We start from the raw sequence: 22,291 nt of genomic DNA on the forward strand, positions 1-22,291 counted from the left end.
GGCCGTCACGAGGAACAACGCGCCGGGACGAGCACGGTTACGCCTCCGTCGTGACCCGGGCCCTCATCCTTTCGGCCGAGTCGTCGGACATACCTGTTGCGACAATCACCTTGCCGCATTTGACTCATTTGCATGCTTTCGGCCAAGAGTCTGTTCCAGGAGATCCTCGACAACGACGAGTCGTTCGCGCTCTTCTGTTCCATCGCCGCGAGCGGGGAGTCCCAGGGCGGCTGGGAGAACGCCCGTATCGCCGCGCTCGTCCCGCCGGACCAGCGGGGCCTCGCTCCCAAGATCACCCGGCACGGTGCCGACGAGGACAAGCACGGGCGGATCTTCGACGCCCTGATGAAGAAACGCGGCCTCCGGCCCGTTCCGGTGCCGTCCGACACCGACTACACGATGCTCCTGGAGCGCCACGGCATCGGTCTCGCCCACGACAGGCTCAAGGCCGACCGCCCGCTGAGCGTGCCGGACATCGTCACCTACCTCGCCCACAGCCGGGTCACCGAGCAGCGCGCCTCCGAGCAGATGGACCTGCTGCGCCGGCACTTCGCCGACCACCCGGACATCGGCCGCGCGGTGAAGATGATCTCCCAGGACGAGGACAACCACCTCGCCTACTGCCACGAGGAACTGCTGCGCTTCGCGTACGCGGGTCACGGCCGCACCATCCAGCGGACCCTGCGCGAGTGCGCGCTCACCGAGATCCGCGTCTACCGCGACGTCAGCCTCGCCGTCATGGCCCACATGGGACGCATCCTCGGCTGGCCGAAGACCAAGTCCGCCGTCCTCGCCGCCGGAATCCACGCCGTGTACGCCTGGGAGCGGTTCGCCGGCTGGCGGCGGATGGTCGTCCTGGAGATGCCCGAGCGCCGCGACGCCCTCGGCGGCCCGGCGGTCACCGCCCCCGAATTCGCCTGACCCACGCTCACAGCCAGCCGCGCCGCTTGAACAACCGGTACAGCAGCGCCTCCAGACCGGCCATCGCCGCGATCACCGCCGGATAGGACCACACCCAGCGCAGCTCCGGCATGTGGTCGAAGTTCATGCCGTAGATCCCCGCGATCATCGTGGGGACCGCGGCCATGGCCGCCCACGCCGAGATCTTCCGCATGTCGTCGTTCTGCCGCACGCTCATCTGCGCCAGATGCGCCGAAAGGATGTCGGAGACCAGCCGGTCCAGGCCCTCCACGGACTCGTTCACGCGCGTGAGGTGGTCGCTGACGTCCCCGAAGAACGGCCGCGCGTCGGCGTTCACGAAGGGCACGTCCGCGCCGGGCGCCCCGGTGTCCGCGAGCCGGGTCATCGGCGGCGCCAGGGGACCGGTGGCCCGCCGGAACTCCAGGACCTGCCGCTTGAAGGTGTAGATCCGCGACGCCGTGTGCCGCGAACCGCCGCCGTCCGGCGAGAACACCTCCGCCTCCAGCTCCTCCAGGTCGGTCCCCAGCTCGGTCGCCACGTCCAGGTAGTGGTCGACGATGGCGTCCGCGATCGCGTACAGCACCGCCGTGGGCCCCTTCGCGAGCATCTCCGGCGCGTCCTCCAGACGGTGACGGACGGCGGCCAGCGGCGCGCCCTCACCGTGCCGTACCGTCACCACGAACGAGTCGCCGAGGAACACCATGACCTCGCCGGAGGACACGGTGTCGCTCTCGGCCTCGTACACGACCGGCTTGAACACCAGGAACAGCGAGTCGTCGTACACCTCCAGCTTGGGCCGCTGATGGGCGTTGAGGGCGTCCTCCACGGCCAGCGGGTGCAGTCCGAACTCACGGGCGACGTGGTCGAACTCCGCCGCGTCGGGCGCGTGAAGACCGATCCACACGAAATCCCCGGCGCCGCGCGCCTGGTCCAAGGCGTCGGAGAGGTCCTGCGGACCCTCCGTACGGCGCCCGTCACGATAGATGGCGCAGTCCACGATCACGGAGCGCATTCTCCCTTCGGCCGCCGTCCGGCGCACGCACGGGTACGCCTACGCTGGGCCGCATGCCCACGCTGATCCTCGTCCGGCACGGACGTTCGACCGCCAACACCTCCGGAGTGCTCGCCGGCTGGACGCCCGGCGTCGCCCTCGACGACCGCGGGGCCGCCCAGGCCGCCGCGCTCCCGGGAAGGCTGGAGGGCCTGCCGATCGCCGAGGTCGTCGCGAGCCCCCTGCAGCGCTGCCAGGAGACGATCCGGCCCCTCCTCGACGCCCGGCCCGGCCTGCCCGCCCACACCGAGGAGCGGATCGGGGAGGCCCACTACGGCGACTGGTCCGGACGCAAGCTCGCCGAGCTCAAGGACGAGCCCCTGATGGAGGTCGTGCAGGCGCACCCCAGCGCGGCCGCCTTCCCCGGCGGCGAGTCCATGCGCGCGATGCAGACCCGCGCCGCCGAGGCGGTACGGGAGTGGAACGCGCGCGTGGAGCGCGACCACGGCGCGGACGCCGTCTATCTGATGTGCTCGCACGGCGACATCATCAAGTCGCTCGTCGCGGACGCCCTCGGACTTCATCTCGACCTCTTCCAGCGGATCTCCGTCGAACCGTGTTCCATCACCGCGATCCGTTACACCCGGCTGCGCCCCTTTCTCGTACGCCTCGGCGACACCGGCGACTTCGCCTCGCTCGCCCCGCGCGAGGAACCGCCGGCCGGTGACGCGACGGTCGGGGGCGGCGCGGGCGCACCGTGATCGTCGGCCGCAGTAGGGTGAAGCGGTCCACACACGCGCGTACACGCATGGACGTTCCCGAAACCACGACTCCCATGGAGACAGGACGTGTCCCGTCAGGTGTTCCTCTACGACCCACCGGACCGCTTCGTGGCCGGTACGGTCGGACTGCCCGGGCGCCGTACCTTCTTCCTCCAGGCCACCGCCGGCCCCCGGGTGACCAGTGTGGCGCTGGAGAAGACCCAGGTCGCCGCGCTCGCCGAGCGCATGGACGAGCTGCTGGACGAAGTCGTACGCCGTAGCGGCGGAAGCGCCTCCGTGCCGGCCGTGGCGCCCGCGGAGAACGCCGACACCGCCCCCCTCGAGAGCCCGGTCGAGGAGGAGTTCCGGGTCGGCACCATGGCCCTCGCCTGGGACGGCGAGGAACAGCGCATGATCGTGGAGGCACAGGCCCTGGTGGAGCTGGAGGCGGACTCCGACGAGGACCTCGCCGAGGCCGAGGAACGGCTCCTCCAGGACGAGGAGAACGGGCCCCCGATGCTGCGGGTCCGGCTCACCGGCGCCCAGGCCAGGGCCTTCGCCAAGCGCGCCCTCGACGTCGTCAACGCCGGGCGCCCGCCGTGCCCGCTGTGCAGCCTGCCGCTCGACCCGGAAGGACACGTATGTCCGCGCCAGAACGGATACCGCCGCGGGGCGTGACGACCACCGACCAGGCCTCCGCCGAGCTGCTCGCGCACGGCGAGCTGACCGTCCGGGGCCGTATCCGAGACGCCTCCAACGCGGCGCTGTACTGCACCGTCGCCCGTGACGGCCGCGAGGCGGCCTGCGTCTACAAACCCGTCGCGGGGGAGAGACCCCTGTGGGACTTCCCCGACGGCAACCTCGCCCGGCGCGAGGTCGCCGCCTACGAGGTGTCCGAGGCGACCGGCTGGGGGCTCGTCCCGCCGACCGTGCTGCGCGAGGGCCCCTACGGCGAGGGCATGTGCCAGCTGTGGATCGAGACGGCCCCCGAGAGCGAGCTGCTCGCCCTGGTCGACGGCGAGGAGCCGGAACCGGGCTGGAAGGCGATCGGGTTCGCCGAGGTCGGGGAGGGCCGGACCGCGCTCCTCGTGCACGCCGACGACGAACGCCTGCGCCGCCTGGCCGTCCTCGACGCGGTGATCAACAACGCCGACCGCAAGGGCGGCCACCTCCTGCCCACCGCCGACGGCCGTCTCTACGGCATCGACCACGGAGTGACCTTCAACACCGAGAACAAGCTGCGCACCCTCCTGTGGGGCTGGGCGGGGGAGCCCCTTACCGGTGAGGCCGTCGAGGTTCTCCAGGGACTCAAGGGCGCCCTGGAGCCCTCCGGGGCGCTCGCGGGCACCCTTGCCGCCCTGGTCACCCCCGCCGAGGTGGACGCCACGCGCGCGCGGGTCGACGCCCTGCTGGAGTCCGGGAAACACCCGGAACCGAGCGGCGAGTGGCCGGCGATCCCCTGGCCACCGGTCTGAACCACCGGTCCGGGCGTCCGCACGCACGCCGGCCGGGATCCCGCAAGAGCGCCTTCCCGGCCATCCGGTCGCTCCCGTTCGTATACGCAACATCCGTCCGGGTTACGCTCATGACATGCATGCCTGGCCCGCTTCCGAGGTCCCCGCCCTGCCTGGTCAGGGCCGCGACCTGAGGATCCACGACACCGCGTCCGGTGGCTTGGTCACCCTTGATCCCGGTCCCGTCGCCCGTCTCTACGTCTGCGGCATCACCCCGTACGACGCGACCCACATGGGTCACGCGGCGACCTACAACGCGTTCGACCTCGTTCAGCGCGTGTGGCTCGACACCAAGCGGCAGGTTCACTACGTCCAGAACGTCACCGACGTCGACGACCCGCTCCTGGAGCGCGCCGACCGCGACGGCCTCGACTGGGTCGCCCTCGCCGAGAAGGAGACGGCCCTCTTCCGCGAGGACATGACCGCGCTGCGGATGCTCCCGCCGCAGCACTACATAGGCGCCGTCGAGGCGATACCCGGCATCGTCCCGCTCGTCGAGCGCCTGCGGGACGCGGGCGCCGCCTACGAACTCGAGGGCGACACCTACTTCTCCGTCGAGTCCGACCCCGACTTCGGCAAGGTCTCGAACCTCGACGCGGACGCCATGCGGCTGCTGTCCGCCGAGCGCGGCGGCGACCCGGACCGCCCGGGCAAGAAGAACCCGCTGGACCCGATCCTCTGGCTGGCCGCCCGCGAGGGCGAGCCGAGCTGGGACGGCGGCTCGCTGGGCCGCGGCCGGCCCGGCTGGCACATCGAATGCGTCGCCATCGCCCTGGACCACCTCGGCATGGGCTTCGACGTCCAGGGCGGCGGCTCCGACCTCGCCTTCCCGCACCACGAGATGGGCGCCTCGCACGCCCAGGTGCTCACCGGCGAGTTCCCCATGGCCAAGGCCTACGTCCACGCCGGCATGGTCGCGCTGGACGGCGAGAAGATGTCCAAGTCCAAGGGCAATCTCGTCTTCGTCTCCCGGCTCCGCGGCGACGGCGTCGATCCCGCCGCCATCCGGCTCTCCCTCCTCGCCCACCACTACCGGGCCGACTGGGAGTGGACCGACCAGGTGCTCGCGGATGCCGTCGCCCGCCTCGGCCGCTGGCGCGCAGCCGTCTCCCGGCCCGACGGGCCGCCGGCCGAGGCCCTCGTCGAGGAGATCCGCGAGGCCCTCGCGAACGACCTCGACGCCCCGGCCGCCCTCGCCGCCGTCGACCGCTGGGCCGCGCTCCAGCAGGAACAGGGCGGCACCGACATCGGCGCGCCCGGAGTCGTGTCGCGGGCCGTCGACGCGCTGCTGGGCGTCGCGCTGTAACCGCCGGTGAGCGAGGGGCCCTTCCCGCCGGGCGCGGGGCGGGCTCCTCGCTCGCTGTCGAAATGCTGTGGACCGGCCACGAGGAGCTGTGACCACCGGGGCCGGTGTGATGAGGTGGGGCGGTAGTTGACCGTTGGACCGGCCAACTGCCGGTCCCTACGCGGAAGGACGCTCCGTGGCGCCCACACACGGTTCCTTCGCACATCCCCTCTCCCGCCGCCGGCTGCTCGCCGTCGGCGCCGCGACCTTAGGCTCCGCCTCCCTCGGCACGACCGCCCACGCCGCCGCCTCCTGGCCGGACCTGATCCCCCTGCCCGACGGCTTCCGGCCCGAGGGCATCGCCATCGGCCGCGGCCCGTACGCCTACCTCGGCTCCCTCGGCGACGGCTCGATCTACCGCGCCGACCTGCGCACCGGCGAGGGCGGCATCGTCTCCCCCGGTCCCGGCACCCCGTCCGTCGGCCTCAAGCTCGACGCACGGGGACGGCTGTTCGTCGCCGGCCGCGACTTCGGCGGCCGCGTCGTGGACGTGCGCAGCGGCGAGATCCTCGCCTCCTACCAGCTCGCCGCCACCACCCCCACCTTCGTCAACGACGTGTTCCTCACCCCGCGCACGGCCTGGTTCACGGACTCCTACCAGCCCGCCCTGTACGCCCTCCGGCTGGGCCGGCACGGCGAACTCCCGGACGCCGCGGACGTCGTACGCCTCACCCTGAGCGGAGAGTGGAACCAGACCGCCGACGGATCGGTGAACGCCAACGGCATCACCCGCACCCCGGACGGCTCGGCGCTGCTGGTCGTGCAGAGCGGGATCGGCGCACTGCACCGCGTCGACCCGCGCACCGGCGTCACCACCCTGGTCGACCTCGGGGACGCGGCCCCACTCACCAACGGCGACGGGCTGCTGCGCGTCGGACGGACCCTGTACGTCGTACAGAACCGGCAGAACGCGATCGACGTGTTCACGCTGGCCGCCGACGGCCGCAGCGGGGTCTTCCGGCGCCGCGTCACGGACTCCGACTTCGACGTGCCGACCACGGTCGCCGCGTACGGCAGCCGGCTCTACCTGCCCAACGCCCGCTTCACGACGACACCGACGCCCGAGACGACGTTCGCCGTGGTCGCCGTGCCTGCGTGACGCAAGCGGGGGTGCGCTTCCCGTGAAAGCGTGCCATGCGGGAAAGCGCACCCCGTCTGTTCAGTCGTCGGACGAATCCTCGTCCTCCGTGGCCTCCCCGCTCGGCTTCGGCGGTTTCGGCGGCCGCATCCGCTCGCCGGGCGCGGGCGGACCGCCGCCGTCCCGGCGCCGCAGATAACGCTCGAACTCACGGGCGATCGCCTCGCCCGACGCCTCCGGGAGCTCCGCGGTGTCCCGGGCCTCCTCGAGCGTCTGCACGTACTCGGCGACCTCGCTGTCCTCCGCCGCCAGCTGGTCCACCCCCACCTGCCACGCCCGCGCGTCCTCGGGCAGCTCGCCCAGCGGGATGCGCACGTCGATCAGGTCCTCGAGCCGGTTCAGCAGCGCCAGCGTCGCCTTCGGGTTCGGCGGCTGCGAGACGTAGTGCGGCACCGCCGCCCACAGCGACACCGCCGGCACACCCGCGTGCGTGCACGCCTCCTGCAGGACGCCGACGATGCCCGTCGGGCCCTCGTACTTGGTCTCCTCCAGGTCCATCCGCTGGGCCAGGTCCGTGTCGGACGTCGTCCCGCTGATCGGGACCGGTCGCGTGTGCGGGGTGTCACCGAGCAGCGCGCCCAGGATGACCACCAGCTCCACGCCCAGCTCGTGCGCGAAGCCCAGCAGCTCGTTGCAGAACGAGCGCCAGCGCATGGACGGTTCGATACCGCGGACCAGCACCAGGTCCCGCGGCTTCTCGCCGCCGACCCGCACCACGGACAGTCTCGTCGTGGGCCACGTGATCTTGCGCACGCCGCCGTCCATGAACACCGTGGGGCGGTTCACCTGGAAGTCGTAGTAGTCCTCGGCGTCCAGCGCCGCGAACACCTCGCCCTTCCACTCCCGCTCCAGATGCGCGACCGCGGTGGAGGCGGCGTCGCCGGCATCGTTCCAGCCCTCGAACGCGGCCACCATGACCGGGTCGATCAGCTCGGGAACCCCCTCGAGCTCGATCACCCAGCGCCTCCTTCCGACGTGCCCTCGCCTGACCACCCAACCTTACGGCGTTCTGCGGGGGCGCCCGCAGCCCCCTTGCACGGGGGAGTGAACGGATCACTGCCCCGTTCACCACCCTCGAACACCCGCCTGGCGAGACCACTGCGAGACTGCCGCACAAGCCGCTCACAGGGTCGAGCGCAGCCACTGCTCCACGCTCGCGATGTGCACCGTCGCCCACGACCTGGCCGCCTCCGCGTCCCGGTCGCGCAGCGCCGCCAGGATCGCCCGGTGCTCGCGCAGGGTGCCGGCGACCGCGTCCTCCTGCGTCAGCCCGCGCCAGATCCGGGCCCGGGTGGTCGGCCCGGAGAGCCCGTCGAGCAGCGAGCACAGCACCGAGTTGCCGGCGCTCTGCACGATGCCCCGGTGGAACTCCAGATCGCAGGCGACCAGTTCCTCCACCGACGGCGCGTCGCCCAGCTTGTCCAACTGGGCGTCCAGCGCGTCGAGCTGCTGCTCGCTGACGCGCAGCGCGGCCATCGCGGTCGCGGCCGGCTCCAGGATGCGGCGCACCGCCAGGAACTCCAGGACCGTGTCGTCGCGGTGGAAGTCCACGACGAAACTCAGCGCTTCGAGCAGCAGTTGGGGATCAAGGCTGGTGACGTAGGTGCCGTCGCCCTGGCGTACGTCCAGGATCCGGATCAGTGACAGCGCCCGGACCGCCTCCCGCAGGGAGTTGCGGGACAGGCCCAGTTCGGCGGCCAGTTCGCTCTCCTTGGGGAGCCGGTCGCCGGGCCGCAGCGCACCCGAGACGATCATGCCCTTGATCTTCTCGATCGCCTCGTCGGTGACTGCCATGACCGGCCTCCCCGTCTCTTTCCGAAGTCGCTTTCCGACGTCTCTTCCTCGAGGTCTCTTTCCGACCGCTCAGACATCGGATGTCTCAGGGACATTATGAGCACCTGACCGCCCGGGTGGGGAGCGATCAGACGACTGCCTCCCCTTCCGCCAGCAGTCGCAGCGCCTCCAGGGACACCACCGCGCCCCGCTCGACACCGGCCGCGACGACCTCGCGGTGCGGATCGTAGCCACCCGTCGAGAGCGGCGACCCCTCGTCGACCAGCTCGTCGGCGTTCGCCCCGTCGATCACGAGCACTCCACCGGCCACCAGCCCACGCAGCGAGGCCGTGACCAGCAGCGCCGACAGCTCCATCTCGATCGCGGCGAGCCCGGCGCCGTCGTAGGAGAAGAGCGGGAGCAGCCCCGGCCGGAAGGCAGCCCGTGTCCAGACGACGCCCCGGTGGTGCGGGGCGCCCGCCGCACGGGCCGCACGCTGGAGCGCCAGGACCGCCTCCGGCGCGGCGACCGCCGGATACTCCGGGGGCAGCAGCTGGTGCGTCACCCCGTCGTCCCGTACCGCCGCCTCCGCGACGACCAGGTCGCCGTCGCCGATGCCCGGCTTCATCGCGCCCGCCGTACCCAACCGGAGGAAGGTGCGCACGCCCGCGTCCGCCAGCTCCTGGAACAGCAGGATCGCGCCCGGCGCGCCCACCCCGTGCGAGGCGACCACGACCGGCAGGCCCTGCCGGCTTCCTCTGAACACCCGGTACTCGCGGTGGTACGACACCTCCTCGGCCCCGTCGAGGAGCGCGGCGACGGCGGCTGCGCGGGCCGGGTCGCCGACGACGACGGCGTGCGCCGGCAGACCGGTGCGGGGTATGCGGGTGACGGGCAGGAGGTCCTGTGTCATGAACTTGCTCCAGCGGGGCGTGGACGGCGACGGCGACGCGCCGATCCAACCACGGCCCGCCGTCACCGTCCGGCACCGACGGCAGGGTGTGCGAGAGGGGCGGCTCCACACGGAGCCGCCCCTCTCGTGGCGGCGGCCCCGGTACGGAGGGGCCGTCCCCCGGTGCCGGCCCCGGTCGGGGGAGTGGGCCGGCGGAGGGTCTTCCTTCGGGTGCCTACTTCTTGTCGAGCAGGTCCTGCACCCTGGTACGCACGTCGTCCGTGGCGAGGCCGCGGATCGTCAGCGTCGTACGGCGGCGCAGCACGTCGTCCGCCGTCTCGGCCCACTCGTGGTCGCGGGCGTAGACGATCTGCGCCCAGATCTCGGGGGCGTCGGGGTGGACGCGCTCGCGCAGCTCGGGGTTGTCGTTCGCCAGTCGGGCGATGTCGAAGGCCAGCGAGCCGTAGTGGGTGGCCAGGTGCCTGGCGGTGTCGGCTGCCATGCGCGGGCCGGGGGCCGGGTTGTCCACCAGAAGCCGGTGGGCGACCGCGCGCGGGTTGGCGACACCGGGCAGCGGCAGCTTCTTCGGCAGTGAGGAGACCGGCTCGAAGTCGTCGCCGAGCGGGTGGCCCGGCAGTGCCTCCAGCTTCTGCATCACCGTACGGCCGATGTGGCGGAAGGTCGTCCACTTGCCGCCGGCGACGGACAGCATGCCGCCGCGGCCTTCCGTGACCACGGTCTCCCGCTTGGCCTTGGCGGTGTCGCCGGGGCCGCCCGGCAGCACCCGCAGACCCGCGAAGGAGTAGGTGATCAGGTCGCGGCTCAGCTGCTGGTCGCGGACCGAGAACGCGGCCTCGTCGAGGATCTGCGCCACGTCCTTCTCGGTGACCGAGACGTCCGCCGGGTCGCCCTCGAACTCCTCGTCGGTGGTGCCGAGCAGCAGCATGTCCTCCCAGGGGAGGGCGAAGGTGATGCGGTACTTGTCGATCGGGGTCGCCAGCGCGGCCTTCCAGGGCGAGGTCCGCTTCAGGACCAGGTGCGCGCCCTTGGAGAGCCGGATGGAGGGAGCCGCGTTCGGGTCCTCCATCCGGCGCAGGTGGTCGACCCACGGGCCGGTCGCGTTCAGCACCAGCCGGGCGTTCACGCCGAACTCCTCGCCGGTGAGGCGGTCGCGCAGCTCCGCGCCCGTCACCCGGTTGCGGGTGAAGCGCAGGCCGCTGACCTCGGCGTGGTTGAGGACGACCGCGCCCGCCTCGACGGCCGCGCGGACCGTCATCAGCGCCATGCGCGCGTCGTTCATCTGGTCGTCGCCGTACACGGCCACGGCCTTCAGGTTCTCGGTGCGCAGCTCGGGCACGTCCTGCGCGGCCTTGGCCGGCGAGAGCAGATGCCCGACGCCGTCACCGAAGGCCGACAGGGCGGAGTAGGCGAAGACGCCCGCCCCGAGCTTCGCCGCGCCGTGCGGCCCGCCCTTGTACACGGGGAGGTAGAAGGTGAGCGGGTTCGCCAGGTGGGGGGCCACCTGGCGGGAGACCGCACGGCGCTCGAAGTGGTTCTCCGCCACCAGCTTCACCGCGCCGGTCTGCAGGTAGCGCAGACCGCCGTGGAGCAGCTTGGAGGAGGCGGAGGAGGTGGCGCCGGCGAAGTCGCCGGCGTCGACCAGGGCCACCCTGAGGCCGGACTGCGCGGCGTGCCAGGCGGTGGAGATGCCCAGGATGCCGCCGCCGATCACGAGAAGGTCGTACGACGCCTTGGAGAGCTGTTCCCGGGTCTCGGCGCGGCTCGGGTTGGAGCCGGACGCCGGGTGCGTCCCCAGGGCAGGCACGGAACTCAGGGTGGACTGACTGGTCATGTCGGGTTCTTACTCCTCATCAGAGCCGCGAGCTTTTCGGGGGCGCTCGTCAGCTCTCGTCCTCGAGCCAGCCCATGGTCCGCTCGACGGCCTTGAGCCAGCTCTTGTACTCACGGTCGCGGGTCTCCGCGTCCATGCGGGGGGTCCACTCGGCGGCCCGCCGCCAGTTGGCGCGCAGATCGTCGGTGCTGGTCCAGAAGCCGACGGCGAGACCGGCGGCGTAGGCGGCGCCGAGGCAGGTGGTCTCGGCGACCATCGGGCGCACCACGGGGGCGTCCAGGAAGTCCGAGAGGGTCTGCATCAGCAGGTTGTTGGAGGTCATGCCGCCGTCGACCTTGAGGGCCGAGAGCTCGACGCCGGAGTCCTTCGTCATGGCGTCGGTGATCTCACGGGTCTGCCAGGCCGTGGCCTCCAGGACGGCGCGCGCGAGGTGCGCCTTGGTGACGTACCGGGTGAGGCCGGCGATCACACCGCGGGCGTCGGAGCGCCAGTACGGGGCGAACAGGCCGGAGAAGGCCGGCACGAAGTAGGCGCCGCCGTTGTCCTCGACGGAGAGCGCGAGCGTCTCGATCTCGGCGGCGGTGGAGATCAGGCCCATCTGGTCGCGCATCCACTGCACCAGCGAACCGGTGACGGCGATCGAGCCCTCGAGGGCGTAGACCGGCTTGTCGTCGCCGATGCGGTAGCCGACGGTGGTCAGCAGACCGGAGTAGGAGTTGATGATCTTCTCGCCGGTGTTCATCAGCATGAACGTGCCGGTGCCGTACGTCGACTTGGCCTCACCCTCCGAGAAACAGGTCTGGCCGAACAGGGCCGCCTGCTGGTCGCCGAGCGCGGAGGCGACCGGGATGCCGCCGAGCAGGTCGCCCAGCTTGCCGCCGGTGACCTCGCCGTAGACCTCGGCGGAGGAGCGGATCTCGGGGAGCATCGCCAGGGGGACGCCGATGGACTCGGCGATCTTCTCGTCCCACTCCAGGGTGTGCAGGTTCATCAGGAGGGTGCGGGAGGCGTTGGTGACGTCGGTGTAGTGCTTGCCGCCGTTGACACCGCCGGTCAGGTTCCAGATGACCCAGGTGTCCATGGTGCCGAAGAGGATGTCGCCCGCCTCGGCGCGCTCGCGCAGGCCCTCGACGTTGTCGAGCAGCCAGCGGGCCTTGGGGCCGGCGAAGTAGGAGGCCAGCGGGAGGCCGGTCTCGCGGCGGAAACGGTCCTGCCCGACGTTGCGGCCGAGCTCCTTGCAGAGGGAGTCGGTGCGGGTGTCCTGCCACACGATGGCGTTGTGGACGGGCTCACCGGTGTTCTTGTCCCAGAGCAGCGTGGTCTCGCGCTGGTTGGTGATGCCGATGGCCTTGATGTCGTCGCGGGTGATGCCGGCCTTGGCGATGGCGCCGGCGACGACCTCCTGGACGTTGGTCCAGATCTCGTTGGCGTTGTGCTCGACCCAGCCCGGCTTGGGGAAGATCTGCTCGTGCTCCTTCTGGTCGACGGAGACGATCCGGCCGTCGCGGTCGAAGACGATGCAGCGGGAAGAGGTGGTGCCCTGGTCGATCGCGGCGATGAACGGCCCTTCGCCGTGGGATGCGATGCCGGCGGTGTGCGCGTCGCTCACTGAGTGCTCCTGGGGTTCCGTGGGTAGGGGGCTGTCTGTACGGCGCGGTGCTGTCGAGGCGCGGTGAGGCTGGTGCTCTTAAGCGTGCTCTTAAGCGAAAGCGACCTGGTAGATGCCTGCCGCGATGGCGCCGCCGATCAGCGGACCGACCACCGGGACCCAGGCGTATGCCCAGTCGGAGCCGCCCTTGTTGGGCAGGGGCAGGAGGGCGTGCACGATGCGCGGACCGAGGTCACGAGCCGGGTTGATCGCGTAGCCGGTCGGACCGCCGAGGGACAGACCGATGGAGACCACCACGAGGGCGGTGATCAGGGCGCCGAGGGTGCCGAGGCCGTTGCCCTTGTCGTTCAGACCCTGGGTGAGGACGGCGAGCACCAGCACCACGGTGCCGATGATCTCCGTGGCGAGGTTCTGCCAGGCGACGCGGACCTCCGGGCCGGTGGAGAAGATGCCGAGGACCGGGCCGGCACCCTTCTCCTGCGCCTCGACGGCCTTGGCCGCCGTGGCCTGCGCACCCGGGCCGCCGACGATCTCCTTGTCGGTGAGGTGCGCCTGGAACTGGCCGTAGTAGGCGACCCACACCAGGGTCGCGCCGATCGCGGCACCGAGCAGCTGACCCGCCCAGTAGACCGGAACGTTGCTCCAGTCGCCGTCCTTGATCGCGAGCGCGAGCGTCACGGCCGGGTTCAGGTGGGCGCCGGACAGCGGCGCCGAGGTGTAGACCGCCGTGAGCACGGCGAAGCCCCACCCGAAGGTGATGGCGAGCCAGCCGGCGTTGCGAGCCTTGGAGGCCTTCAGCGTGACGGCGGCGCAGACGCCGCCACCGAGCAGGATGAGTATGGCGGTACCGATGGTCTCGCCGATGAAGATGTCGGAGCTGGACACCCGCGACTCCTTTGTCCTTCGTCCAGGGAAGCCGTTCTCCCCGGGTCCCTCCGGGGGTCTGGCGCCCTCGGGGGTGAGAGCGATGCCGGTCCTTGGCGTTGTCACACTCTAACGTGTATTGCCGGTAGGTGTTCGACAATGCCGACCGATGGACGGGAGTCTTGCTCCGGGGTTACGTGTGCGTCAAGAGTTCGGTTGGCGAAAACGCGATCGTTACGGATCCCCGGGGGATCCCTGGAGCCTGCGGACCGGCCCGCGGACATGCCGAACACCGGGACGCCGTACGGCGCCCCGGTTCGCCCGGGTTGCTCAGAAGCGCCCGGCGCCCAGGTCGCGCGACACCGAGCGGGCGCAGTCCCGCACCGCGGCGATCAGCTCGGGCCGCAGCTCGCCGTCCCTGGCCAGCCGCTCCACCGCGCCGGTGATGCCGACCGCGCCGACCGGCATGCGCCGCCGGTTGTGGATCGGCGCGGCGATGGACGCCACGCCCTCCCAGGTCTCCTCCACGTCGGCCGCGTACCCGCGCGCGCGGGTGAGGTCGAGGATGTGCTCGAAGCCCTCCAGCTCGCACACCGTGCGGTCCGTGAAGGGCTTGCGGTCGGCCTCCAGGGCCTCGCTGTGCGCGACCGGGTCGTAGGCGGAGAGCACCTTCCCCAGGGCCGTGGAGTGCAGCGGCTGCATGGCACCGATCTCCAGCACCTGCCGGCTGTCGTCGGGCCGGAAGACGTGGTGGACGATGAGCACGCCCTGTTGGTGCAGCACGCCCAGATGGACGCTCTCGCCGCTGGAGCGCGCCAGGTCGTCCGTCCACACGAGGGCACGCGCGCGCAGCTCGTGCACGTCCAGATAGGTGGTCCCCAGTCGCAGCAGCTCCGCGCCCAGCTGGTAGCGCCCCGAGGGCTCGTCCTGCTCGACGAAGCCCTCCTGCTGGAGAGTGCGCAGGATGCCGTGCGCGGTGCCTTTGGCGAGGCCCAGCGACGACGCGATGTCCGACAGGCCCAGCCGCCGCTCGCCGCCCGCGAGCAGCCGCAGCATCGCGGCCGCCCGTTCGACCGACTGGATGTTCCGTGCCATCGCCGTCCTGCCTCCGTCCCCTTCGGCCGTCAACGCGCGGCCGTCAGTACCACCGTTCGGCAATGTCGAACACTACCGGTCCATGTCGACTCTCCGCTAATGGTCCGTCGATACCTGTTACGACGTCCGTCCCCGCCGGTTACGACACTCGTCGCGGTTCACGTCACTCTGCCCCCCTGGGCGACGCACGCGCCCGCTCGCCCGCGACGGGTGCCCCGGCGGACCCGGCAACCTCGTCCGTCCCGTGGACGCCCCGACCATACGGCCCCCGTCCCGGCTACCCTGACGGCGTGCGCTCTCCACGGGAAGCCGCCCGGCACGTAATCCTGGGAGGGACGCAAAGCCGACAGCCGTCGCAACGAGGGAGCCCTTCCATGGCCTCTGTGCCGCCGACCCCTTCCGCCGACAGCCGGACCCGTGTGTCCGCGCTCCGAGAGGCCCTGGCCACCCGTGTGGTGGTGGCCGACGGGGCCATGGGCACCATGCTCCAGGCCCAGGAGCCCACCCTCGAGGACTTCGAGAACCTCGAGGGCTGCAACGAGATCCTCAACGTCACCCGCCCCGACATCGTCCGTTCGGTCCATGAGGCGTACTTCGATTCAGGGGTGGACTGCGTCGAGACCAACACGTTCGGAGCAAACCACTCGGCCATGGCCGAGTACGACATTCCCGAGCGCGTGTACGAGCTGTCCGAGGCGGGTGCCCGAATCGCCCGCGAGACAGCCGATTCCTACGGTGCCCGTGACGGCCGCCAGCGCTGGGTCCTGGGCTCCATGGGCCCCGGCACCAAGCTGCCTACGCTCGGCCACATCGGGTACGGCACCCTCCGCGACGCCTACCAGCAGAACGCCGAGGGCCTCATCGCCGGCGGCGCGGACGCGCTCATCGTGGAGACCACCCAGGACCTGCTCCAGACCAAGGCCGCGGTACTCGGCGCCCACCGCGCCCGCGCGGCCGCCGGTCTCGACGTACCGCTGATCGTCTCCGTGACCGTCGAGACGACCGGCACCATGCTGCTGGGCTCGGAGATCGGCGCCGCGCTGACCGCGCTGGAGCCCCTGGGCATCGACATGATCGGCATGAACTGCGCCACCGGCCCGGCCGAGATGAGCGAGCACCTGCGCTACCTGGCCCGCAACGCCCGTATCCCGCTGGCCTGTATGCCCAACGCCGGCCTGCCGGTGCTGGGCAGGGACGGCGCCAGCTACCCGCTGACCGCGCCAGAGCTCGCCGACGCCCAGGAGAACTTCGTCCGCGACTACGGCCTGTCCCTGGTGGGCGGCTGCTGCGGCACGACCCCCGAGCACCTGCGCCAGGTCGTCGAGCGCGTGCGCGACCTGGCCCCCGTGGAGCGCAGCCCCCGCCCCGAGCCGGGCGCCGCCTCCCTCTACCAGACGGTCCCCTTCCGCCAGGACACCTCGTACCTGGCGATCGGCGAGCGCACCAACGCCAACGGTTCCAAGAAGTTCCGCGAGGCGATGCTCGAGGCCCGCTGGGACGACTGTGTGGAGATGGCCCGCGAGCAGATCCGCGAGGGCGCGCACATGCTCGACCTGTGCGTCGACTACGTCGGCCGCGACGGCGTCGCGGACATGGAGGAACTGGCCGGCCGATTCGCCACCGCCTCCACCCTGCCGATCGTCCTGGACTCCACCGAGGTCGACGTGATCCGGGCGGGCCTGGAGAAGCTCGGCGGCCGCGCGGTGATCAACTCGGTGAACTACGAGGACGGCGACGGCCCCGAGTCCCGCTTCGCCAAGGTCACACAGCTGGCCCGGGAGCACGGCGCGGCGCTGATCGCGCTGACCATCGACGAGGAGGGCCAGGCCCGCACCCCGGAGAAGAAGGTCGAGATCGCCGAACGGCTCATCGACGACCTCACCGGGAACTGGGGCATCCTCGAGTCGGACATCCTCATCGACACCCTGACCTTCACGATCTGCACCGGCCAGGAGGAGTCGCGGGGGGACGGCATCGCCACCATCGAGGCGATCCGCGAGCTCAAGCGCCGCCACCCCGACGTCCAGACCACCCTGGGTCTGTCGAACATCTCCTTCGGTCTCAACCCGGCCGCCCGCGTCCTGCTCAACTCCGTCTTCCTGGACGAGTGCGTCAAGGCGGGCCTGGACTCGGCGATCGTGCACGCCTCGAAGATCCTGCCGATCGCCCGGTTCAGCGAGGAGGAGGTGCAGACGGCCCTCGACCTGATCCACGACCGGCGCGCCGAGGGCTACGACCCCCTCCAGAAGCTCATGCAGCTCTTCGAGGGCGCCACCACCAAGTCGCTCAAGGCGGGCCGGGCCGAGGAGCTGGCCGCCCTCCCGCTGGAGGAGCGCCTCAAGCGCCGCATCATCGACGGCGAACGCAACGGCCTGGAGGCCGACCTCGACGAGGCCCTCCAGGAGCGCCCCGCCCTCGACATCGTCAACGAGACCCTCCTCGACGGCATGAAGGTCGTCGGCGAGCTGTTCGGCTCAGGTCAGATGCAGCTGCCGTTCGTGCTGCAGTCCGCCGAGGTCATGAAGGCGGCCGTCGCCCACCTCGAACCGCACATGGAGAAGACGGACGCCGACGGCAAGGGCACCATCGTGCTGGCCACCGTCCGCGGCGACGTCCACGACATCGGCAAGAACCTCGTCGACATCATCCTGTCCAACAACGGCTACAACGTCGTCAACCTCGGCATCAAGCAGCCGGTCTCCGCGATCCTGGAGGCCGCCGCGGAACACCGCGCCGACGTCATCGGGATGTCCGGGCTCCTGGTCAAGTCCACGGTGATCATGAAGGAGAACCTGGAGGAGCTCAACCAGCGCGGCCTGGCGGCCGACTACCCCGTCATCCTGGGCGGCGCCGCCCTCACGCGCTCGTACGTCGAGCAGGACCTGCACGAGATCTACCAGGGCGAGGTCCGCTACGCCCGGGACGCCTTCGAGGGCCTGCGCCTGATGGACGCCCTGATCGGCGTCAAGCGGGGTGTGCCCGGCGCCAGCCTGCCCGAGCTGAAGCAGCGCCGGGTCCGCGCGTCCACCGCCGTCGTGACGGAGGAGCGCACGGAGGAGGGCGGCATCCGCTCGGACGTCGCCACCGACAACCCCGTCCCCGCCCCGCCGTTCTGGGAGAGCCGGGTCATCAAGGGCATCCAGCTCAAGGAGTACGCGTCCTGGCTGGACGAGGGGGCGCTGTTCAAGGGCCAGTGGGGCCTGAAGCAGGCCCGCACCGGCGACGGTCCGACCTATGAGGAACTCGTCGAGACCGAGGGCCGCCCGCGCCTGCGCGGCCTCCTGGACAAGCTGCAGACGGAGAACCTCCTCGAGGCCGCCGTGGTCTACGGCTACTTCCCCTGTGTGTCCAAGGACGACGACCTGATCATCCTGGACGAGCACGGCAACGAGCGCACCCGCTTCACCTTCCCCCGCCAGCGCCGGGGCCGCCGGCTGTGCCTCGCGGACTTCTTCCGCCCCCAGGAGTCGGGCGAGACCGACGTCGTCGGCCTCCAGGTCGTCACCGTCGGCTCCCGGATCGGCGAGGAGACCGCGAAGCTGTTCGAGTCGAACTCCTACCGCGACTACCTCGAACTGCACGGCCTGTCGGTGCAGCTCGCGGAGGCGCTCGCGGAGTACTGGCACGCACGCGTGCGCTCCGAGCTCGGCTTCGCCGGCGAGGACCCCGCCGACGTCGAGGACATGTTCGCCCTGAAGTACCGCGGCGCCCGGTTCTCCCTCGGCTACGGCGCCTGCCCCGACCTGGAGGACCGCGCCAAGATCGCCGAGCTGCTCCGGCCCGAGCGGATCGGCGTCCACCTGTCCGAGGAGTTCCAGCTCCACCCCGAACAGTCCACGGACGCCATCGTGATCCACCACCCCGAGGCGAAGTACTTCAACGCCCGGTGATGGCGCGCCACCGAGCACACTGATCCGATAAGCCGTACACTGGTCGGTCCACTGCAGGCCGGTTCCCCAGCGGGAACCGGCCTGCTCGTCCCTCCAAGGAGGTACGCGGATGACCAGCACGGTACCCGCGCCAGTAACCCGCACGGCCGAGGGCTCGGCCCTGCAGGCGGTGCTCCTCGACATGGACGGAACCCTCGTGGACACCGAGGGCTTCTGGTGGGACGTCGAGGTCGAGATCTTCGCCGGTCTCGGACACGCCCTCGACGACTCCTGGCGCCATGTCGTGGTCGGAGGCCCGATGAGCCGCAGCGCCGGGTTCCTGATCGAGGCGACCGGGGCCGACATCACCCTCACCGAGCTGTCCGTCCTGCTCAACGACGGGTTCGAGGACCGCATCACACGCGCCCTGCCGCTGATGCCGGGAGCCGCCCGGCTGCTCGCCGAACTCGCCGAGCACGAGGTGCCCACGGCGCTCGTATCCGCCTCCCACCGCCGCATCATCGACCGTGTCCTGAGCTCGCTCGGCGCCGAACACTTCACGCTGACGGTGGCCGGCGACGAGGTCGCGCGGACCAAGCCGCACCCCGACCCGTATCTGTTCGCGGCCGCGGGGCTCGGCGTGGACCCGGCCCGGTGCGCCGTGGTCGAGGACACCGCGACCGGGGTCGCCTCGGCACAGGCGGCGGGCTGCCATGTGGTGGCGGTGCCCTCCGTCGCCCCGATCCCGGTGGCCGCCCGGCGGACCGTGGTGCCCTCGCTGGAACAGGTCGACGTGGCATTCCTGCGCGGTCTCATGCCCCTGTGACACCGCTCCTGTGATCACCCTCGTGATCATTGGTGAGCGGTGCGCGACGGAAATGGAGACGCGTTCACCCAGCGTGCACCGCCGATAACAAGGCAATTCGGCGGGCGTGTGCGCCGGGGGAATTCCGATCTTCGGCAACGGTTGAATTACGTACCGCCCAACCTTCTTGACGTGTGACGTTCCCCACCTCACGGGGGGTCGACAGAAGGAACCTCGTATGCCGCGACGGCCCGTTCCGGGCGTTCGGACACGTCTTTGTGTCCCGATTGATGGACTGCTGTACGACTCGTTCCGCCGACGATTCTTCAAAGCGTCCACGACCGGTTTCACTGCGTGATGGCCTTTCAACTCCGGTGGCCGCGAACCCTCGTGCCGGTCCGGACTAATCTCGTCGCGAGAACATCGCCCTTATCCGTGATCCCTCACCACACCCCTGCGTGTCGGATACACGGACTCGACAGCTGTGGAGAAACCCGAGCATGAACCGCAAGACTTTGGTGCTGCCGGCCGTGGCCGGTCTGCTCGCGCCCGTACTCGCCGCCTGTGGCGGGTCCGACAGCGGGAGCGGCGGCGGCGACGCCATCGTCGTGGGTACCACCGACCGGTTCACCGCCACCAAGGACGTCCCCGCGCCGCTCGACCCCGCCTACGCCTACGACGTCGGCACCTGGAACATCCTGCGCCAGACCGTGCAGACCCTGATGATCGTGCCCAAGGGTGAGGGCGACCCCGTCCCGGAGGCGGCCCAGAGCTGCGGCTTCACCGACAGCGGCAACGAGCGCTACGCCTGCAAGCTCCGCGGCGACCTGAAGTTCTCCAGCGGCGACGCGATCACCGCCAAGGACGTCAAGTACTCCATCGACCGCGCCCGCGCGCTCAAGGGCGACTCCGGCGTCTTCGCCCTGCTGTCGACCATCGACACCGTCGAAACGCAGGGTGACAACGAAGTCATCTTCCACCTCAAGACCGCCGACGCCACCTTCCCCTACAAGCTGTCGACCCCGGTCGCCGGCATCGTCAACCCCGACGACTACGCGAAGGACAAGCTGCGCGACGGCTTCGACGTGGACGGCTCCGGCCCGTACACCCTGAAGACCGAGACCGACGGCGACACCGTCACCAAGGCCGTGTTCACCAAGAACCCCAACTACAAGGGGTCGCTGACGGTGAACAACGACGAGGTCGACATGGTGTCCTACGATGACGCCGACAAAATGGGCAAGGCCCTCCAAAAGGGCGACATCGACCTCATGACCCGCACCATGTCGCCCGAGCAGATCGACAAGCTCTCGGACTCCTCCGCCTCCAGCGACATCGACATGGTCGAACTCGCGGGCCTCGAGATCCGCTACCTCGCCTTCAACACCGACGCTCCCGCCGTGAAGAACAAGGCCGTGCGCGAGGCGATGGCCCAGGTCGTCGACCGCAACGAGCTGGTGTCGCAGGTCTACGGCTCCCAGGCCGAAGCCCTCTACTCGCTGGTCCCGGCCGGCGTCACCGGCCACTCCAACTCGTTCTTCAACCGCTACAGCGACCCGAGCACCGCCAAGGCCAGGGCCCTGCTGACCGGGGCGAACATCACCACGCCGGTGAAGCTGACGCTCAACTACACGACCGACCACTACGGTTCGGCCACCAAGCAGGAGTTCGAGGTGCTGCGCAAGCAGCTCAACGACACCGGCCTGTTCGACGTCACCATCAAGGGCGACCCGTGGGACACGTTCGTCCCGGCGGAGCGCAAGGGCAAGTACGACGTCTACGGCATGGGCTGGTTCCCCGACTTCCCCGACGGGGACAACTTCGTCGCCCCGTTCCTCGACAAGGACAACACCCTCAACTCGCCGTACATCAACAACAAGATCATCGACAGCCTGATCCCGCAGTCCCGCCGGGAGGCCGACCGGCTCACCGCCGGCAAGACCCTGACGGAGATCCAGGACATCGTCGCCGACGACGTCCCGCTCCTGCCGCTGTGGCAGGGCAAGCAGTACGTCGCCGCCAGCACCGACATCACCGGTACGGCGTACGTGCTCAACTCCTCCGCCTCCCTGCAGCTGTGGGAGCTCGGCCGCGGCGTGAGCAACTGACCCACGCGGGCACCCGCTCCGAGCGCCGACACGACAAAGGGCGCCCCTCTTCGGCGAGGGGCGCCCTTCGTGCCGTACGGGTCTACTGCGCGCCGGGGCGCACCAGACCGCTCTCGTACGCGTACACCGCCGCCTGCACCCGGTCACGCAGACCCAGCTTGGTCAGCACATGCCCCACATGCGTCTTCACCGTCGTCTCGCTGACGAACAGATCCGCGGCGATCTCCGCGTTCGACAGCCCCCGCGCCACCAGCTTCAGCACCTCCACCTCCCGGTCGGTGAGAGTGTGCAGCGTGTCCGGCACCGGCTCGTCACCCGAGGGCAGATGCGTGGCGTACTTGTCGAGCAGCCGGCGCGTGATGCTCGGCGCGAGCATGGCCTCACCCGCGGCCACCACCCGGATCGCCTGCACCAGCTCGTTCGCGGGCGCGTCCTTCAGCAGGAACCCGCTCGCCCCGGCCCTCAGCGCCTCCACCACGTACTCGTCGAGATCGAACGTCGTCAGCACCAGCACCTTAGCCGGGCCGTCCCGCCCGGGCCCGGTGATCTGACGGGTCGCCTCCACCCCGTCCATCCGGGGCATACGGATGTCCATGAGCACCACATCGGGCTGCAGCGCCCGCACCTGGTCGATGGCCTGAAGACCGTCTCCGGCCTCACCGACGACCGCGATGTCCTGCTCGGCCTCCAGGATCATCCGGAAGCCGGTACGCAGCAGCGGCTGGTCGTCGACCAGTAGGACGCGGATGGCCAC

18 protein-coding genes are annotated in these 22,291 nt (G+C 70.6%); 9 read left to right on the plus strand and 9 right to left on the minus strand.

Annotated elements, in window-relative coordinates; all coding sequences use genetic code 11:
• Window positions 1–132 precede the first annotated feature (132 nt).
• A complete protein-coding gene (locus ABT057_RS14665; protein WP_352343226.1) occupies window positions 133–921 on the plus strand; it encodes a ferritin-like domain-containing protein in 789 nt (262 codons plus the stop codon).
• 7 nt (window positions 922–928) lie between these two features.
• Here ABT057_RS14665 and corA read toward each other — a convergent pair whose 3' ends face one another.
• Complete coding sequence (corA, locus tag ABT057_RS14670; protein WP_352343441.1) at window positions 929–1,924, minus strand: magnesium/cobalt transporter CorA; 996 nt, start codon at window positions 1,922–1,924, stop codon at window positions 929–931.
• 62 nt (window positions 1,925–1,986) lie between these two features.
• Here corA and ABT057_RS14675 point away from each other — a divergent pair, with 62 nt between their 5' ends.
• From ABT057_RS14675 to ABT057_RS14695, 5 genes are all read left to right on the plus strand, one after another.
• A complete protein-coding gene (locus ABT057_RS14675) occupies window positions 1,987–2,673 on the plus strand; it encodes a histidine phosphatase family protein (RefSeq protein ID WP_352343228.1) in 687 nt (228 codons plus the stop codon).
• An 87-nt stretch (window positions 2,674–2,760) separates the two neighbouring features.
• Window positions 2,761–3,351 (plus strand): DUF3090 domain-containing protein, encoded by a 591-nt coding sequence (locus ABT057_RS14680; RefSeq protein WP_352343230.1) that lies wholly within the window; start codon window positions 2,761–2,763, stop codon window positions 3,349–3,351.
• Window positions 3,315–4,148, plus strand: coding sequence for an SCO1664 family protein (locus ABT057_RS14685; RefSeq protein ID WP_352343231.1), 834 nt, complete (start codon window positions 3,315–3,317; stop codon window positions 4,146–4,148). The genes ABT057_RS14680 and ABT057_RS14685 overlap by 37 nt, the downstream gene beginning before the upstream one ends.
• Window positions 4,149–4,263: 115 nt before the next feature.
• Entirely contained in the window at window positions 4,264–5,493 is a 1,230-nt protein-coding gene (mshC, locus tag ABT057_RS14690; RefSeq protein WP_352343232.1) for a cysteine--1-D-myo-inosityl 2-amino-2-deoxy-alpha-D-glucopyranoside ligase, read from the plus strand.
• A gap of 175 nt (window positions 5,494–5,668) precedes the next feature.
• Entirely contained in the window at window positions 5,669–6,631 is a 963-nt protein-coding gene (locus ABT057_RS14695; protein ID WP_352343234.1) for an SMP-30/gluconolactonase/LRE family protein, read from the plus strand.
• 60 nt (window positions 6,632–6,691) lie between these two features.
• On the opposite strand, the gene ABT057_RS14700 is transcribed toward ABT057_RS14695, so the two are convergent.
• From ABT057_RS14700 to ABT057_RS14730, 7 genes are all read right to left on the minus strand, one after another.
• Window positions 6,692–7,627, minus strand: coding sequence for a PAC2 family protein (locus ABT057_RS14700; protein ID WP_352343235.1), 936 nt, complete (start codon window positions 7,625–7,627; stop codon window positions 6,692–6,694).
• A gap of 165 nt (window positions 7,628–7,792) precedes the next feature.
• Window positions 7,793–8,464, minus strand: coding sequence for a FadR/GntR family transcriptional regulator (locus ABT057_RS14705; RefSeq protein ID WP_352343236.1), 672 nt, complete (start codon window positions 8,462–8,464; stop codon window positions 7,793–7,795).
• A gap of 127 nt (window positions 8,465–8,591) precedes the next feature.
• The gene (locus ABT057_RS14710; protein WP_352343238.1) at window positions 8,592–9,356 is read right to left on the minus strand and encodes a phosphorylase family protein; all 765 of its coding nucleotides are present in this window, start codon (window positions 9,354–9,356) and stop codon (window positions 8,592–8,594) included.
• 214 nt (window positions 9,357–9,570) lie between these two features.
• Window positions 9,571–11,187 (minus strand): glycerol-3-phosphate dehydrogenase/oxidase, encoded by a 1,617-nt coding sequence (locus ABT057_RS14715; RefSeq protein WP_352343240.1) that lies wholly within the window; start codon window positions 11,185–11,187, stop codon window positions 9,571–9,573.
• Between the two features lie 49 nt (window positions 11,188–11,236).
• A complete protein-coding gene (glpK, locus tag ABT057_RS14720) occupies window positions 11,237–12,796 on the minus strand; it encodes a glycerol kinase GlpK (RefSeq protein ID WP_352343241.1) in 1,560 nt (519 codons plus the stop codon).
• Between the two features lie 90 nt (window positions 12,797–12,886).
• Window positions 12,887–13,681 carry an MIP/aquaporin family protein gene (locus tag ABT057_RS14725; protein WP_352343242.1) on the minus strand — a complete coding sequence of 265 codons (795 nt, stop codon included), beginning with the start codon at window positions 13,679–13,681 and terminating at the stop codon, window positions 12,887–12,889.
• 309 nt (window positions 13,682–13,990) lie between these two features.
• Window positions 13,991–14,755: an IclR family transcriptional regulator gene (locus tag ABT057_RS14730; RefSeq protein ID WP_352343244.1), complete on the minus strand. Its 765-nt coding sequence runs from the start codon at window positions 14,753–14,755 to the stop codon at window positions 13,991–13,993.
• A 374-nt stretch (window positions 14,756–15,129) separates the two neighbouring features.
• Here ABT057_RS14730 and metH point away from each other — a divergent pair, with 374 nt between their 5' ends.
• From metH to ABT057_RS14745, 3 genes are all read left to right on the plus strand, one after another.
• Complete coding sequence (gene metH, locus ABT057_RS14735; RefSeq protein ID WP_352343246.1) at window positions 15,130–18,645, plus strand: methionine synthase; 3,516 nt, start codon at window positions 15,130–15,132, stop codon at window positions 18,643–18,645.
• A 109-nt stretch (window positions 18,646–18,754) separates the two neighbouring features.
• Window positions 18,755–19,450: an HAD family hydrolase gene (locus ABT057_RS14740; protein WP_352343247.1), complete on the plus strand. Its 696-nt coding sequence runs from the start codon at window positions 18,755–18,757 to the stop codon at window positions 19,448–19,450.
• 479 nt (window positions 19,451–19,929) lie between these two features.
• Window positions 19,930–21,537, plus strand: coding sequence for an ABC transporter substrate-binding protein (locus ABT057_RS14745; RefSeq protein WP_352343248.1), 1,608 nt, complete (start codon window positions 19,930–19,932; stop codon window positions 21,535–21,537).
• An 82-nt stretch (window positions 21,538–21,619) separates the two neighbouring features.
• Here ABT057_RS14745 and ABT057_RS14750 read toward each other — a convergent pair whose 3' ends face one another.
• Window positions 21,620–22,291 carry a response regulator gene (locus tag ABT057_RS14750; protein WP_093774523.1) on the minus strand — a complete coding sequence of 224 codons (672 nt, stop codon included), beginning with the start codon at window positions 22,289–22,291 and terminating at the stop codon, window positions 21,620–21,622.

Origin of the sequence: Streptomyces sp. NPDC002588 (genome assembly GCF_040295925.1) — a bacterium.
Classification (GTDB): Bacteria; Actinomycetota; Actinomycetes; order Streptomycetales; family Streptomycetaceae; genus Streptomyces.